General features: G+C 68.4%; 14 protein-coding genes and 2 pseudogenes. 13 read left to right on the top strand and 3 right to left on the bottom strand.

Annotation, left to right across the window (positions count from 1 at the left end; translation table 11 throughout):
* Window positions 1-157: 157 nt before the first annotated feature.
* The 8 genes and pseudogenes from OCGS_RS15370 to OCGS_RS13110 all read left to right on the top strand — a co-directional run bounded on the left by OCGS_RS15370 (window position 158) and on the right by OCGS_RS13110 (window position 7,639).
* Window positions 158-448 (top strand): hypothetical protein, encoded by a 291-nt coding sequence (locus OCGS_RS15370; protein WP_007427738.1) that lies wholly within the window; start codon window positions 158-160, stop codon window positions 446-448.
* Window positions 396-2,399 carry a phage terminase large subunit family protein gene (locus OCGS_RS13140; RefSeq protein ID WP_052026193.1) on the top strand — a complete coding sequence of 668 codons (2,004 nt, stop codon included), beginning with the start codon at window positions 396-398 and terminating at the stop codon, window positions 2,397-2,399. The genes OCGS_RS15370 and OCGS_RS13140 overlap by 53 nt, the downstream gene beginning before the upstream one ends.
* An 86-nt stretch (window positions 2,400-2,485) precedes the next feature.
* Window positions 2,486-2,692, top strand: coding sequence for a phage head-tail joining protein (locus OCGS_RS13135; RefSeq protein ID WP_007427735.1), 207 nt, complete (start codon window positions 2,486-2,488; stop codon window positions 2,690-2,692).
* Window positions 2,692-4,217 (top strand): annotated as a pseudogene (locus OCGS_RS15580) (phage portal protein). The gene OCGS_RS13135 and the pseudogene OCGS_RS15580 overlap by 1 nt, the downstream one beginning before the upstream one ends.
* 5 nt (window positions 4,218-4,222) lie before the next feature.
* Window positions 4,223-6,280, top strand: coding sequence for a prohead protease/major capsid protein fusion protein (locus OCGS_RS13125; protein WP_007427732.1), 2,058 nt, complete (start codon window positions 4,223-4,225; stop codon window positions 6,278-6,280).
* Between the two features lie 80 nt (window positions 6,281-6,360).
* Complete coding sequence (locus tag OCGS_RS13120; RefSeq protein WP_007427731.1) at window positions 6,361-6,696, top strand: DUF2190 family protein; 336 nt, start codon at window positions 6,361-6,363, stop codon at window positions 6,694-6,696.
* Window positions 6,696-7,010 (top strand): head-tail joining protein, encoded by a 315-nt coding sequence (locus OCGS_RS13115; protein ID WP_007427730.1) that lies wholly within the window; start codon window positions 6,696-6,698, stop codon window positions 7,008-7,010. Before OCGS_RS13120 ends, OCGS_RS13115 begins: the two co-directional genes overlap by 1 nt.
* Window positions 7,007-7,639, top strand: a complete 633-nt coding sequence (locus OCGS_RS13110) for a DUF6441 family protein (RefSeq protein WP_007427729.1) — start codon at window positions 7,007-7,009, stop codon at window positions 7,637-7,639. Before OCGS_RS13115 ends, OCGS_RS13110 begins: the two co-directional genes overlap by 4 nt.
* Here OCGS_RS13110 and OCGS_RS13105 read toward each other — a convergent pair whose 3' ends face one another.
* Entirely contained in the window at window positions 7,640-8,986 is a 1,347-nt protein-coding gene (locus OCGS_RS13105; RefSeq protein ID WP_040611053.1) for a phospholipase D family protein, read from the bottom strand. It abuts the gene before it with no gap.
* 53 nt (window positions 8,987-9,039) lie between these two features.
* Between OCGS_RS13105 and OCGS_RS13100 the strand changes: the two genes are divergently transcribed.
* From OCGS_RS13100 to OCGS_RS13085, 4 genes are read left to right on the top strand one after another with little or no spacing between them, the layout of a single operon-like run.
* Window positions 9,040-9,459, top strand: coding sequence for a hypothetical protein (locus tag OCGS_RS13100; RefSeq protein ID WP_007427727.1), 420 nt, complete (start codon window positions 9,040-9,042; stop codon window positions 9,457-9,459).
* A 24-nt stretch (window positions 9,460-9,483) separates the two neighbouring features.
* On the top strand, window positions 9,484-10,425 hold the full coding sequence (locus OCGS_RS13095; RefSeq protein WP_007427726.1) for a phage tail tube protein: 942 nt from the start codon (window positions 9,484-9,486) through the stop codon (window positions 10,423-10,425).
* Window positions 10,425-10,862: a hypothetical protein gene (locus OCGS_RS13090; protein WP_007427725.1), complete on the top strand. Its 438-nt coding sequence runs from the start codon at window positions 10,425-10,427 to the stop codon at window positions 10,860-10,862. The genes OCGS_RS13095 and OCGS_RS13090 overlap by 1 nt, the downstream gene beginning before the upstream one ends.
* On the top strand, window positions 10,859-11,104 hold the full coding sequence (locus tag OCGS_RS13085; protein ID WP_007427724.1) for a DUF7697 family protein: 246 nt from the start codon (window positions 10,859-10,861) through the stop codon (window positions 11,102-11,104). The genes OCGS_RS13090 and OCGS_RS13085 overlap by 4 nt, the downstream gene beginning before the upstream one ends.
* Here the strand turns inward: OCGS_RS13085 and OCGS_RS13080 are convergent.
* Window positions 11,094-11,474, bottom strand: coding sequence for a type II toxin-antitoxin system VapC family toxin (locus OCGS_RS13080; protein ID WP_007427723.1), 381 nt, complete (start codon window positions 11,472-11,474; stop codon window positions 11,094-11,096). The two genes, OCGS_RS13085 and OCGS_RS13080, sit on opposite strands and share 11 nt — an antisense overlap.
* On the bottom strand, window positions 11,474-11,686 hold the full coding sequence (locus OCGS_RS13075; protein WP_036179405.1) for an AbrB/MazE/SpoVT family DNA-binding domain-containing protein: 213 nt from the start codon (window positions 11,684-11,686) through the stop codon (window positions 11,474-11,476). Before OCGS_RS13075 ends, OCGS_RS13080 begins: the two co-directional genes overlap by 1 nt.
* Before the next feature lie 70 nt (window positions 11,687-11,756).
* Here OCGS_RS13075 and OCGS_RS13070 point away from each other — a divergent pair.
* Window positions 11,757-13,351, top strand: a pseudogene (locus OCGS_RS13070) (phage tail tape measure protein); the annotation flags it as partial.

Below are 13,351 nucleotides of genomic sequence, written 5' to 3'. Positions count from 1 at the left end.
GACCCGTCGAAGACCCGCAAGCCGCCCGCGCCGAAGCTGAAACCCGTCCCCGAGGCTGCCGTGGCCGCCGTCGGCGACACGCTGCGCGAACAGGGGTCTGGCGGTTCCTGCCGTCGGCGGCGGCACGACCTTCCTGCAGGCGAAGACCGCGAACGAGGTGCTGAAGGCGCAGGAGCGGCGCATCCGGCTCCAGAAGCTGAAGGGGGAGTTGATCGAGCGGGCCCGCGCGCTGGCGCTGGTGTTCCGGCTGGCACGGGAGGAACGGGACGCATGGGTGAACTGGCCTGCACGCGCCGCGGCGCTGATGGCGGCCGAGCTTTCGGCCTCGTGCCGCGGCGCGACGGGCCAACAGATCACAGTGGAGCCAGCCGCGATGCAGAAGGTCCTGGAGAAACATGTACGCGCCCACCTCATTGAGGCCGCCGAGGTCCGGCCCGACTTCCGGTGACGATGATGGCCTGACGGACTTCGATGGCGCGGGAGAGATCCTGCGCGCCTGGGGCAACGGGCTGCGGCCTGACCCGGACCTGACCGTCTCGGAATGGGCGGACCGGCACCGGATGCTGTCGGGGCGTGCCTCGGCCGAGCCCGGGCGGTACCGGACGGTGCGCACGCCCTACATGCGCGAGATCATGGACCGGCTGTCGCCGGGCGATCCCACCCAGCGGATCGTGTTCATGAAAGCCGCGCAGGTCGGCGCGACCGAGGCTGGCAACAACTGGATCGGGTTCGCGATCCACCAGGCGCCGGGCCCGATGCTTGCGGTCCAGCCCACGGTCGAGCTGGCCAAGCGCAACTCGCGCCAGCGGATCGACCCGCTGATCGACGAGAGCCCCGAGCTGCGGGAGCGGGTCAAACCGGCTCGGTCCCGCGACGCGGGCAACACGATGCTGTCCAAGGAATTCGCGGGCGGCATCCTGATCATGACGGGCGCCAACTCGGCGGTCGGGCTTCGGTCCACTCCGGCGCGGTACATCTTCCTCGACGAGGTCGACGCCTATCCGGCGTCCGCAGACGAGGAAGGCGATCCGGTCACGCTGGCAGAGACCCGGTCGCTGACCTTCGCTCATCGGCGCAAGGTGTTCCTGGTCTCGACCCCGACGATCCGAGGGCTGTCGCGCATCGAGCGCGAATTCGAGGCGAGTGACCAGCGCCGGTTCTTCGTGCCGTGCCCGCATTGCGGAGCGATGCAGTGGCTGAAGTTCGACCGGCTGCGCTGGCAGAAAGGCCGCCCGGAGACGGCGGAATATCACTGCGAGGGCTGCGACGCGGCAATCGCGGAGCACCACAAGACGGCGATGCTGGAGGGCGGCGAATGGCGGGCGACCGCCGTTGCCGCCGACCCGACCACCGTCGGGTATCACCTCTCGGCGCTCTATTCGCCGATCGGCTGGCTGAGCTGGGAGCGGATCGTGCGGGCATGGGATGCCGCACAGGGGTCGGACGAAGCGATCAAGGCGTTCCGCAACACCATTCTCGGCGAGACATGGGTCGAGACCGGGGAGGCGCCAGACTGGCAGCGGCTCTACGACCGGCGCGAGCGCTGGACATCCGGCACGGTGCCTGCGGGCGGGCTGTTCCTGACGGCCGGGGCGGATGTGCAGAAGGACCGGATCGAGGTCGACGTCTGGGCTTGGGGGCGCGGGCTGGAAAGCTGGCTCGTCGACCACGTCGTCATCGAGGGCGGGCCGGATCGGCATGACGCCTGGTCTGAGCTGACGGCATTGCTGGACCGGTCCTGGCCGCATGAGCGCGGCGCGCATCTCAGGATCGCGCGGCTCGCCATCGACACGGGCTACGAGGCCCCGGCGGTCTATTCCTGGTCGCGGGCGCAGGGCTTTGCGCAGGTGTCGCCGGTCAAGGGTGTCGAGGGGTTCAACCGCTCGAGCCCGGTCTCGGGCCCGACCTTCGTCGACGCGACCGAGGGCGGCAAACGCCTGCGGCGCGGGGCGCGGCTCTGGACCGTGGCGGTCTCGACCTTCAAGGCCGAGACCTACCGCTTCCTGCGGCTGGCGCGGCCGACCGATGAGGACATGGCCGACGGGGCGGCGTTCCCGCCCGGCTCGGTGCACCTGCCGCATTGGGTCGAGAACGAATGGCTGAAGCAGTTCGTGGCCGAACAGCTGGTGACGATGCGCACCAAGCGCGGCTTCGCCCGGCTGGAATGGCAGAAGCTGCGCGAGCGCAACGAGGCGCTGGACTGCCGGGTCTATGCCCGCGCCGCCGCCTGGATCTCGGGCGCGGACCGCTGGTCTGAGGCGAAATGGCGCGACCTCGAGGATCAGCTCGGGGCCGCCCCCACCGACACCGATCCCGCCGGGCAGATCAACCGGCCGGGACAGGCCCCGCAGGGCAAGCGCCGCTCCGACTGGCTCGGGCGGCGCGGAGGATGGTTCTGACATGGTGAGGACCGGTCCGCGCAGCGGACGCGAGGCTCCAGTGGAGCGTCGCGAGGGAACGAACGCACTGAGCGGGAGCGAAGGGCATGGACTGGACGGAAACCGAGATCTCGGCGCTGCGCCGGGCCTATGCCAGCGGCACGACCCGGGTCAGCTATGACGGCAAGTCGGTGGACTATGGCTCGGCCGAGGATCTGCTTGCCCGGATCCGGACCATCGAGCGCGCCATCGCGGGCACCACGCGGCCGTTGCCGATCGCCGGGCTCGCGGGCTTCTCGCGCGGGGACCGGTGATGTCGGCGACCTGGTTCGATCACGCCATCGCATCGGTGGCGCCGCGCATGGCGGCCCGCCGCGTGATGGCGCGGCAGGCCTTCGAGACCCTGACGCGGGGCTATGACGGCGCGGCGCGCGGGCGGCGGACCGAGGGCTGGCGCGCGCCGGGATCCTCGGCCGACACCGAGATCGGCGTCGCCGGGGCGCTCTTGCGTGACCGGATGCGCGATCTGGTGCGCAACAACCCGCATGCGGCGAAGGCCGTCGCGGTGCTGGTCAACAACATCATCGGCGCGGGCATCATGCCGCGCGCCGCCAGCGGCGACGAAACGCTGGATCGCAAGGTCGACGCGCTCTTCGAGCGCTGGACGGCGGAGTGCGACGCCGACGGCCAGCTCGACTTCTACGGCCTGCAGACGCTCATCTGCCGCGAGATGGTCGAGGCGGGCGAAGTCCTGGTGCGTCGCCGTCTGCGGCGCGCGAGCGATGGCCTGACGGTCCCGCTGCAATTGCAGGTGCTGGAGGCCGACTTCCTCGACGCCACGAAATCCGGCGCCATCGGCGCGGGGCGGCTGGTGCAGGGGATCGAGTTCGACCCGGTCGGCAAGCGCCGGGCCTACTGGCTCCATGCCGAACACCCCGGCGACGCCTATGGGGCCCTGCAGAACGGGTTGCAGAGCCGCCCGGTCCCGGCGACCGAGATTGCACATGTCTACGAAAAGCAGCGCACGCAGGCGCGCGGCGTCCCCTGGGGCGCGCCGGTTATCCGGTCTCTGCGTGACCTCGACGATTACGAGGTCGCCGAACTGGTCCGCAAGAAGACCGAAGCCTGCGTCACCGCCATCGTGTTCGGCGACGACGAGGCGCAACAGGGCATCGCGCCCTCCGTGGTCGATGCAGACGGCAACCGGGTCGAGCAGTTCGAGCCGGGGCTGATCGCCTATGCGCGGGGCGGCAAGGACATCGGTTCAACCAGCCTTCCGCCACCGGTGGCTACGGCGAATACAAGCGGGCGAGCCTGCACACCATCTCGGCCGGGTTCCGGGTGCCCTACGAGCTGCTGACCGGAGACCTCTCCCAGGTGAACTATTCCTCGATCCGGGCGGGGCTCGTGGAGTTCCGCCGCCAGATCGACGCCGTGCAGTGGCAGCTGTTCATCCCGATGTTCTGCGCGCCGGTCTGGCGATGGTTCACGGAGACCGCGTGGGTGGCGGGTCAGATCCCGTCGCCGACCGTGCCGGTCGAATGGTCGCCACCGAAGTTCGAGGCGGTCGATCCGCAGAAGGACGCGATGGCCAACCTGCTGTCGATCCGCTCCGGCACCATGACGTTGGCCGAGGTGATCGCGAAGCAGGGCCGCAACCCGGATGCGGTGCTGGCCGAGATCGCCGCAACCAACGCCAAGCTCGACACGCTGGGGCTGGTGCTCGACAGCGATCCGCGCCGCGTCACCAAGACCGGTAGCGCGCAGACCAGCGACCCGGCGAACGACCCGACCGCCGACGCGGACAATGACCCGGCGCAGGCCGACCAACAGGACTGACCTTCATGGACACGATGATCGAACTGCCGGCCATGCGCCGGTCGGCGGAGCTTGCGCCGAACACGGCCGATGCCGACAGCCGCACCGTCGAGGTGGTCTGGTCGGCGGGGGCACGCGTCCGGCGCGCGACATTCTTCGGGGAGCCCTACGACGAGGAGCTGAGCCTCGATCCCGCCCATGTCCGGCTCGACCGGCTGAACGCGGGCGCGCCCTTCCTGAAGGTGCACGAGCTCGACATGCTCGACGCGGTGATCGGCTCGGTCGTGCCGGGCTCTGCCCGGATCGAGAACGGCCGGGGCATCGCCTTGGTGCGCATCTCCGAGCGTGCCGATGTCGAGCCGATCTGGCGCGATATCCAGGCCGGGCACATCCGCGCGGTCTCCATCGGCTACCAGGTCCACCGCTTCGAGGTCTCGAAGCCCGAGGCCGCCCGCGAACTGTGGCGCGCGGTGGACTGGACGCCCTTCGAGGTCTCCGCCGTCGCGGTCGGCGCGGACCCGGCAGCGGGCTTCCGCGCCCAGCATCCCCTTCACGACTGCGTCCTCCACCGCCGGGACGCCCCTTCCACCACGAAAGGACCGATCCCGATGACGGACAAGACCGAGACCCCGGCGCTCGACGCCGCGACCCCCGCCACCACCCAGCCGACCGAGCCGAATGATACCGAGGACACCCCCATGACCGAGCCGAAACCGGCTGCGCCCGACCCGAACGTCGCCGCAAGCGAGACGCGCAGCCAGCCGAAGCCGCAGGCAACTCCCGCGCCCGACACCGAAGCCGTCGCCACCCGCGCCCGCGAAGCCGAGCGCGATCGCGTCTCCACCATCTACGATCTGGCGGGCCGCCTGAACCTGGAACGCGGCTTCGCCGAGGACCTGGTGAAGCGCGGCGTCAGCGTCGACGAGTCCCGCCGCCTGATCCTCGACCAGGTCGCGGCGAAGTCGGACGAGACCCGGACTTTCCCGCACGTCTCCGTCCCGCTCGGCGGCAGGGACGAGCGCATCACCCGCCGCGACGCCGTGGCGAACGCGCTGCTGCACCGCTACAGCCCCACGCTGTTCCAGCTGGAGGACGCCGCCCGACAGTATCGCGGCATGACGCTGCTGGAACTGGCCCGCGAAAGCCTCGGCAATGCCGGGGTCAACACGCGCGGCCTGTCGCGCGACGAGGTGGCGACCCGGGCCCTGCACTCGACCTCGGACTTCCCCGAGATCCTGTCGGCGGTCACCAACAAGACGCTGCGGCAGGCCTACGAGGCCTATCCCCGCACCTTCATGCTGTTCTGCCGCCAGGTTCTGGCCACCGACTTCAAGGCGATGCACCGGGTCCAGCTTGGCGAGGCCCCGCAGCTGCTCGAGGTCGGCGAAAGCGGCGAGTTCAAGCGCGGCACGCTCGGCGAGTCGAAGGAGAGCTACAAGGTCAAGACCTATGGCCGGGTGGTCGCGATCACCCGCCAGACGCTGATCAACGACGATCTCGACGCCTTCACCCGGATCCCGGCGATGTACGGCAACTCCATCGCGCAACTGGAATCGGACGTGGTCTGGGGGATCATCACCGCCAACCCGGCGATGGCGGACGGCAACGCCCTGTTCCACACCACGCACAAGAACCTCGCGGGCACCGGCGCGGCGCTCGACGTGAGCAGCGTCGGTGCGGCGCGCGCCGCGATGGCCAAGCAGACCGGTCTCGACAAGAAGACGGTGCTGAACGTCCGCCCGGCCTTCCTGATCGTGCCTGCCTCGCTGGAACTGAAGGCCGAGCAGCTGGTCGCGCAGAACCTCGTACCCGCCGCAACCTCCAACGTCGTGCCTCAATCGATCCGCACGCTCGCGCCGATCAGCGAGCCCCGGCTCAATGCTGCCAGCGAGACCGCTTGGTATCTGGCGGCCAGTCCGAACCAGATAGACACCATCGAGTACGCTTATCTCGAGGGTCAGCAGGGTGCCTATATCGAGACCCGCAACGGCTTCGACGTCGACGGCGTCGAGATCAAGTGCCGCCTCGACTTCGGCGCAAAGGCCATCGACTGGCGCGGACTCTACAAGAACCCGGGCGCGTAATCCGTACCCAGCCATGCCGAAACCTGACATGCGGGCGGTCCTGCCGGGCCGCCCTTCGTCTTTCCACGAGGATCCCCATCATGAAAAACTACGTCCAGCCCGGCAACACCATCACCCTGACCGCGCCCTATGCCGTCGCCTCCGGCGATGGCCTGCTCGTCGGCTCCATCTTCGGCGTGGCGGCAGGTACGGCCGCCCTCGGCGAGAGCGTCGAGACCGCGCTCGTCGGCGTCTTCGACATCACCAAGGTCGGCTCGCAGGCCTGGACCGTGGGCGCCATGGTCTATTGGGACGACACCAACAAGCGCTGCACCACGGTCGCCACCGACAACATCCTGATCGGCGTGGCGGTCGAGGCGGTGGCGAGCGGCGCGGACGACACCATCGGCCGGGTACGCCTGAACGCGACGTTCTGATGAGCGCCTTCGCCGCCGCCGCCGTTAGCGCGCTCTTCGCCGACCCGAACATCGGCCGGGACGCGGTCTACATCGCCGACGGCGGCGCGCCTGTCCTGGTGCGCGTCGTCGCTCGGCGTGCCGATGCGATCACCGACTTCGGCGATGCGCGGCTCTGGTCCGAGACCACCCGGATCGACCTTCGCGTCGCCGAAGTGGTGAACCCGCGCCCCGGCGACCGGATCGAGATCGACGGCGACGCCTTCCTCATTCAGGGCGAGCCCGTCCGTGACCGCGAGCGGCTCGTCTGGACCGTCGATCTGAGGCCCGCGTGAAACTGAAGCTCGACATCGATCCCGACATCGTCGCGATGATGCAGGCCGAGGTCGCGGCGGGCGAACGCGCGGTGACGGCCGCCATGCGCGAGGCCGGGACCGGGCTGAAGTCGGCCTGGCGCTTGCAGATCACCGGCGCGGGGCTTGGGTCCCGGCTGGCCAACTCGATCCGGAGCCAGAACTTCCCGAGATCAGGCGAGAGCCTCGATGCCGCGGCTCTGGTCTGGTCCAAGGCTCCGGTCATCGTCGGCGCGCATGACACCGGGCCGCTGATCCGCTCGAAGAACGGGTTCTGGCTGGCGATCCCGTTGCCCGCGGCGGGCAAATCCCTGCGCGGCGGCAGGATCACGCCCGGCGAATGGGAACGGCGACGCGGGCTGCGCCTCCGCTTCGTCTATCGCCGTAGCGGCCCGAGCCTGCTTGTGGCGGAGGGACGGCTGAACACGAAGGGCCAGGCGGTCGTGTCGCGCTCGAAGACCGGCCGCGGCAAGGTCACCGCGCCGATCTTCCTTCTGGTGCCGCAGGTGAAGCTCCCGAAGCGGTTGGACCTGGCGCGAGATGCAGACAGGGCGCTGGATAGCGTGCCGGGGCTGATCGTGGCGAACTGGGTGGACGGCAAATTCGGATAGCTAACCGACGTGGACCGTAACGTCATAGCCCAGAGACTTGAGAGATTTCGACGTTCGCCCGTTCCGAGGTGGGAAGCGATCCGGTAGCGCCCACCCCACGAGTTCGCCCAGTGCACTGACCCCGAGACCTTCGATTTTCCATTTCGGGTCATGAAATGCGGTCCAGAGGCGCTCGGGCAACTGTGCCTCCGGACCACCATAGAGGATGAACTTCAAGAGTTGCTTCACGTCGTTGCCGCCTGCGGACTTGTCGCCCCAAATCCGCATCGAGAGCGCGTCGACCTTTTCCGGTATCGTGTACGTCGTTCCGTCCTCACGAAGACCTACAGCCTTGTTGGCGACGCGTCGCGCATAGTCCTTGATGGAATGTATGCCCATGCAGATCTCGCGGAAGGCCTCATAGTCCATATCGTCGATGGCCTCGGCAGTGAGCGCCTCCCGCAGCATGGGTGCAGTAGAATTCAACATGACGTCCTCTTCGGACGGGGCCTTGGGCAGATTGCGCCACCAATTGATGGCGTCTGCGAGCGCAGCATCAGGGTTCCGCTTGTTCTGTTCGAAATGGTCGGCGTAGAGGGCTCTGCGCCCATCGAAGGTGCGCTGGTAGTAGTGTGCATGGAGGAACTGATCGCCCTGAGCGCCTGCAGGCGCATTGGCGTCGATCCAGGAGGGTCTGTTCTCGGGCTTGCTCACCAAGTTCCCGATATCGCGAAGCTGCTGAAGAGTAGAGTGCCATTCCTCGAGGAATGCCTCGCGGCGGCGGTCATTGGCCTTCTTCTTCCCGGTCTGCACGAGCCCGGACCACTTGTTGAAACTCGGGCTTTTCCAGAACTCGTCGGAAGGCGGCTCCGAGCTGGCTATCTGCTTTGCGCGCTTCAGCATGACAGCGAGTAACTCGTCTGTCAGCGGTGTCGAGTTCCGATCAAGCACAGCGAAGAGTTCAAGGATATCTTCTGCCATTTCATCTGTGATCTCGGCCTCGGGAAAGAAGCAGCCGGCCTCGACGTTCTTGTACCAGGCACTCGCAGAGAGGTTCGCGGAGCCGATGTAGAGGCCGTACTCGCGCCACCAGATTACCTTCGCATGGTGATGCTGAACGAGGCGGCATTGGAAACGGGCCGACTTGCGGGCGAGGAACGAGGACAAGATGGAAGGTTTGACCGCGACGCCTTCGTCGAGGCGACCGTAGTACTTGAGCGGAATGCCGTTGTTCCAACACCAGTCGAATAGAAGATCCATTTCGGTCGCGTACGCGACCGCTGCCAGAACCTCCTGCGTCTCAGCAGCCGCGTTCAGCGTGATGTTGGTGAGATAGTTCCCGTTTATGCCGCCCATCATCAGTTGCATCGTAATCTCGTCGATTTGGTTTGCTTTTCGACACCTTAGACGAAAGCGCGGATATGCCCATCCCACGCGAAACCATCCTCGCCGCGCTGCACGCGCGGCTTTCGGCGTTGCCCGCCACCGCCCTGCGTGGCGAGGTGCTGCCCGAGCGCGTGCCAGCCGAGGGCCTGCTGATCCTGCGCGACGGCGAGCCGGGAGAGCCTGAGGTCACGCTGTCGCCCCTGCGCTATCACTACCAGCACCGCGCCGAGATTGAGGCGGTGGTTCAGGGCGCCGATCGTGACGCCGCATTCGACGCGCTGACCGCCAGTATAGGCGCTGCACTCGCCGCCGACCGGACGCTTGGCGGGCTCTGCGACTGGGTCGAGGCCGAAGCCCCGCGCCCGGTCGATCTGCCGGTCGAGGGCGCGGCCAGCCTGAAGGCCGCCGTGATCCCGGTCGTGCTGCACTATTCCACTGCCGATCCGCTCGGCTGATCCCGACAACCCGAGGAGAACACCATGGCACGAGCCCAGGGGGCGCGGGCGCTGATGGCGCTTGCGTTCGAGACGACCTATGGAACACCGCCCGCCAGCGGCTTCACCCGCATGCCCTTCGCCAGCACCTCGCTCGGCGCGGAGCAGCCACTACTGAACTCGGAGCTTCTCGGCTACGGCCGCGATCCGCTGGCGCCGATCAAGGATGCGGTGACGGCCGATGGCGACGTCGTCGTGCCGCTGGATGCCGAGGCCTTGGGGTTCTGGCTGAAGGCGGCGTTCGGCGCGCCCACGACCACGGGCGCGGAAGCCCCGTACAGCCACGAGTTCCAGTCGGGGTCCTGGACGCTGCCGAGCCTCTCTATCGAGACCGGCATGCCCGAGGTGCCGCGCTTTGCCATGTACTCGGGCTGCGTGCTGGACCAGATCACCTGGCAGATGCAGCGCTCGGGTCTGCTGACCGCGACCGCCCGGTTGGTGGCGCAGGGCGAGACGGTCGGGACGACGACCAGCGCAGGGACACCCGCCGCGCTGGAGCTAAAGCGCTTCGGGCATTTCAACGGATCGATCAGCCGCAACGGCACCGCGCTCGGCAACGTGGTTTCGGCAGAGATCACCTATGCCAACAACCTCGACCGGATCGAAACCATCCGCTCGGACGGGCGCATCGACGGCGCGGACCCGTCCATCGCGGCGCTCACCGGCCGGATCGAGGTGCGCTTCGCCGACCAGACGCTGGTGACGCAAGCGATCAACGGCGAGGCCTGCGAGATGGAGTTCGCCTACGTCCTGCCGTCCGGCGAGAGCTTCACCTTCACCGTGCACGCCGTGTACCTGCCGCGCCCGCGGATCGAGATTTCCGGGCCGCAGGGCGTGCAGGCGACCTTCGACTGGCAGGCCGCGCGCGACAGCGTCGTCGGCCGGATGTGCACCGCCACCCTCGTGAACGACGTGGAGACCTATTGATGCTGACACTCGACCTGACGAACGCGCCACGCTGGCATGAACTCGCGCCCGGCGTGCGGGTGCAGCTGCGTCCGCTGACAACGGCGCTGATGGTTGCCACGCGCAGCGATCCGGCTGTGGAAGGCGTGCCCGACGATGCCTCCGACGAGGAGCGCGCGGTCGCCTTCGCCAAGGCGCTGGCCCGCCGCGCGGTGCTCGCCTGGGAGGGCATCGGCGATGCCGACGGCAAGCCCATCGATCCGAGCCCCGAGGCCATCGACGCGCTGCTCGATGTCTGGCCGATCTTCGAGGCCTTCCAGCTGACCTACGTCTCGAAGGGCCTGCTGCTGGAACAGGAAAAAAACGCCTCTGCGCCCTCGCTGAATGGTCCTTCGGCGGGGGCGAGCGATACTGCCAAGCCTGCTCGCAAGCCTGCCCGGACTGCCCGACGCGGTTGAACCTTCCGGAAACGCCGGAAGGTTGGCAGGTCTGGGACCTCGTCGGCCGCCCCGGCGGCCAGCTGCGCGTCCTGCCCGGCGCCGTGATCGGCTGGGACATGTCGGCGGCGCTGGCGCTCGGTGACGCACTCGGCGTGCCGCCGCTCGCCATGGCCGAACTGCTGCCCGTCATCGAAGCGGTGATGGTGCGGAAGCTGAACGAGGAACTAGCCGCGAATGGTGGCTCCGGTGTCAGGTCTTGATCTTCTCGATCAGCGAGACGCCGGGCAGCCCCTCGAAATGCGCGTCGCAGGTCAGGAGCGTCGCGCCCTGTGCGCGGGCGGTTGCGGAGATGATCGCGTCGGCCGTGGCGAGCTTGTGCTCGCGACAGGCTTCCGCGGCCGCCAGCGCGATCTCGGTGTCGAGCGGGACGACGTGGCAGACCTGCGTGAAGGCGATGACCTGATCGGCTTTGTCCTCGCCGACCTCGCGCGTCAGCCATTTAACCAGCTCGAGCTGGACCATGGTCGGGACCAGCCATTCGCCCTGTTCGGGCAGATGTTCGGACAGCTTCTCGCCGGTCGGCGAGCCGATGAGCCACTCGATCCACGCCGACGTGTCGACGAGGATCATCAGAACCGATCCGTCCGGTCGCGATAATCGGTGGCGGACGCGCCACGCGCGAGCCCCTTCAGCGCCTCCCGCTTGGGCACCGGCACAAGCAGGACGCCCGTGCCTTTCGGGATGAAAGCAAAGGTCAGCCCGGCCTCCCAGTGCTGGGCGGCCCGGATCGCCTTGGGGATCGAGATCTGGAACTTCGAGGACAGGGTCGCGGTCTCGGCCATGGTCATACCTTCACTTGATCGATGGCGGAAACGTAAGACGCCGATGCGGCGAAAGCAAGGACTCTGACCAATGGCTGAAAAGCGAGTGTCCGTCCGCCTCGCGGCCGTGGGCGGACGGCAAGTGCGCGCCGAGTTGGAGGGCGTGGGCGAAGCCGGGTCGCGTGGCTTCGGACGGCTGAGCCGGGAGATGGACGCGGCGAACGCCCGGCTGGCGGCTTTCTCACGCCGGGTCCGGGTCGCGGCTGCCGCCGCCGTGGCCGCCGCTGCCGCCGCGGGCGTGGCTATGATCCGCTCCGGCCTGCAGACGGTCGATGCGCAGGCCAAGCTGGCGCAGTCGCTCGGCACCACGGTCGCCTCGATCCAGACGCTGGAGCGCGCGGGCGAACTGGCGGGCGTGTCGATGTCCGGGATCGAACAGGCGACGAAGGATCTGACGCGCCGTCTGAGCCAGGCGGCCGCCGGCACCGGCCCCGCCGCCGACGCGCTCGACCGGCTGGGGCTTTCGGCCAACGACCTGATCGCGCTGCCACTGGATCAGCGGGTCGGCGCGATCAACGCGGCCATCGAGAGCTTCGTGCCTGCCGCCGAGCGCGCGGCCGTAGCGGGGCAGCTCTTCGGCGAGGAAGGCTCCATCGCCATGTCGCGGATCGACACCGCGACGCTGCGCCAGGCAACGGAGGATGTCCTCGCCTTCGGGGTCGTCGTCTCCGAGCAGGATGCCGACCAGATCGAGCGCACGAACGATGCGATCTCCCGGCTGGGGTTGATCTGGCGCGAGCTGTCGAACCAGCTTGCGGTCGCCGCCGCACCCGCGCTGGAAGCGGTGGCCAACGCCATGGCGGCGGTCGCGAGCCGCACCGGGCCGCTGGGCATCGCGATCCGTGGGCTTTTCGACAACATCGGCCGCCTGACCACCTACGCCGCCACCTTCGCGGCCTTTCTCGCCGGTCGCTGGGTCGCCGGGATGGCCGCCGCGGCGCTCTCGATTCGTGGTCTCGCCACGGCGCTCGTCGTCCTGCGCGGGGCGCTGATCCGGACCGGCATCGGGGCTCTGATCGTCGGCGCGGGCGAGCTCGTCTACCAGTTCACCCGCCTCGTCTCCGGCGCGGGCGGCTTCGGCGAGGCGATGTCGCTCCTGAAGGACGTCGCCGTCGAGGTCTGGGAGCGGATCCGGATGGGCGCCGCTGCGGCGGGCGCGGCCGCCACGGCGATGTTCTTCGACCTGAAGGCCGACGCCGCGTCGGGCATGCAGAGCGCCATCGAGAGTGTCGTCGGGTTCGGCAACACGGCCGCGAACACCTTCGAAGGCACCTACGAGGCGATTAAGGCGATCTGGGGACTGCTGCCGGCTGCCATTGGTGGCCTCGCGTTTCAGGCCGCGGACAGCCTGGTCGATGGCGTAGAGGCGATGCTGAACGGGGTGGTGTCGCGCATCAACGGCTTCATCGGCGGCATCAACCAGGGGCTCGAAGCCCTCGGGTCGGAGCGCCGCATCTCGCTGGTGCCGGACCTCGACCTCGGCGAGATCGAGAACCGCTTCGAGGGCGCGGCCAGTGCTGCCATCACAGCGGCACAGGCGGCGTTCGACCGGGCCTTCGAGGACAACCCGCTCACCGCGCCCGATCTCGGTCTGACCGAGGCGGCGAACAGGGCGCTCGAGTCCGC

The organism is Oceaniovalibus guishaninsula JLT2003, from assembly GCF_000299575.1.
GTDB classification, from domain to species: domain Bacteria; phylum Pseudomonadota; class Alphaproteobacteria; order Rhodobacterales; family Rhodobacteraceae; genus Palleronia; species Palleronia guishaninsula.
The sequence above is the reverse complement of the archived record's forward strand: the minus strand, read 5'-3'. Positions and strand labels throughout refer to the sequence as shown.

Bases quoted from the DNA above. Each gene is read 5' to 3' on its own strand.
- OCGS_RS13140 (WP_052026193.1), top strand. From the start codon at position 396: ATGTACGCGCCCACCTCATTGAGGCCGCCGAGGTCCGGCCCGACTTCC.
- OCGS_RS13135 (WP_007427735.1), top strand. From the start codon at position 2,486: ATGGACTGGACGGAAACCGAGATCTCGGCGCTGCGCCGGGCCTATGCC.
- OCGS_RS13125 (WP_007427732.1), top strand. From the start codon at position 4,223: ATGGACACGATGATCGAACTGCCGGCCATGCGCCGGTCGGCGGAGCTT.
- OCGS_RS13120 (WP_007427731.1), top strand. From the start codon at position 6,361: ATGAAAAACTACGTCCAGCCCGGCAACACCATCACCCTGACCGCGCCC.
- OCGS_RS13115 (WP_007427730.1), top strand. From the start codon at position 6,696: ATGAGCGCCTTCGCCGCCGCCGCCGTTAGCGCGCTCTTCGCCGACCCG.
- OCGS_RS13105 (WP_040611053.1), bottom strand. From the start codon at position 8,986: ATGCAACTGATGATGGGCGGCATAAACGGGAACTATCTCACCAACATC.
- OCGS_RS13100 (WP_007427727.1), top strand. From the start codon at position 9,040: ATGCCCATCCCACGCGAAACCATCCTCGCCGCGCTGCACGCGCGGCTT.
- OCGS_RS13095 (WP_007427726.1), top strand. From the start codon at position 9,484: ATGGCACGAGCCCAGGGGGCGCGGGCGCTGATGGCGCTTGCGTTCGAG.
- OCGS_RS13090 (WP_007427725.1), top strand. From the start codon at position 10,425: ATGCTGACACTCGACCTGACGAACGCGCCACGCTGGCATGAACTCGCG.
- OCGS_RS13080 (WP_007427723.1), bottom strand. From the start codon at position 11,474: ATGATCCTCGTCGACACGTCGGCGTGGATCGAGTGGCTCATCGGCTCG.
- OCGS_RS13075 (WP_036179405.1), bottom strand. From the start codon at position 11,686: ATGGCCGAGACCGCGACCCTGTCCTCGAAGTTCCAGATCTCGATCCCC.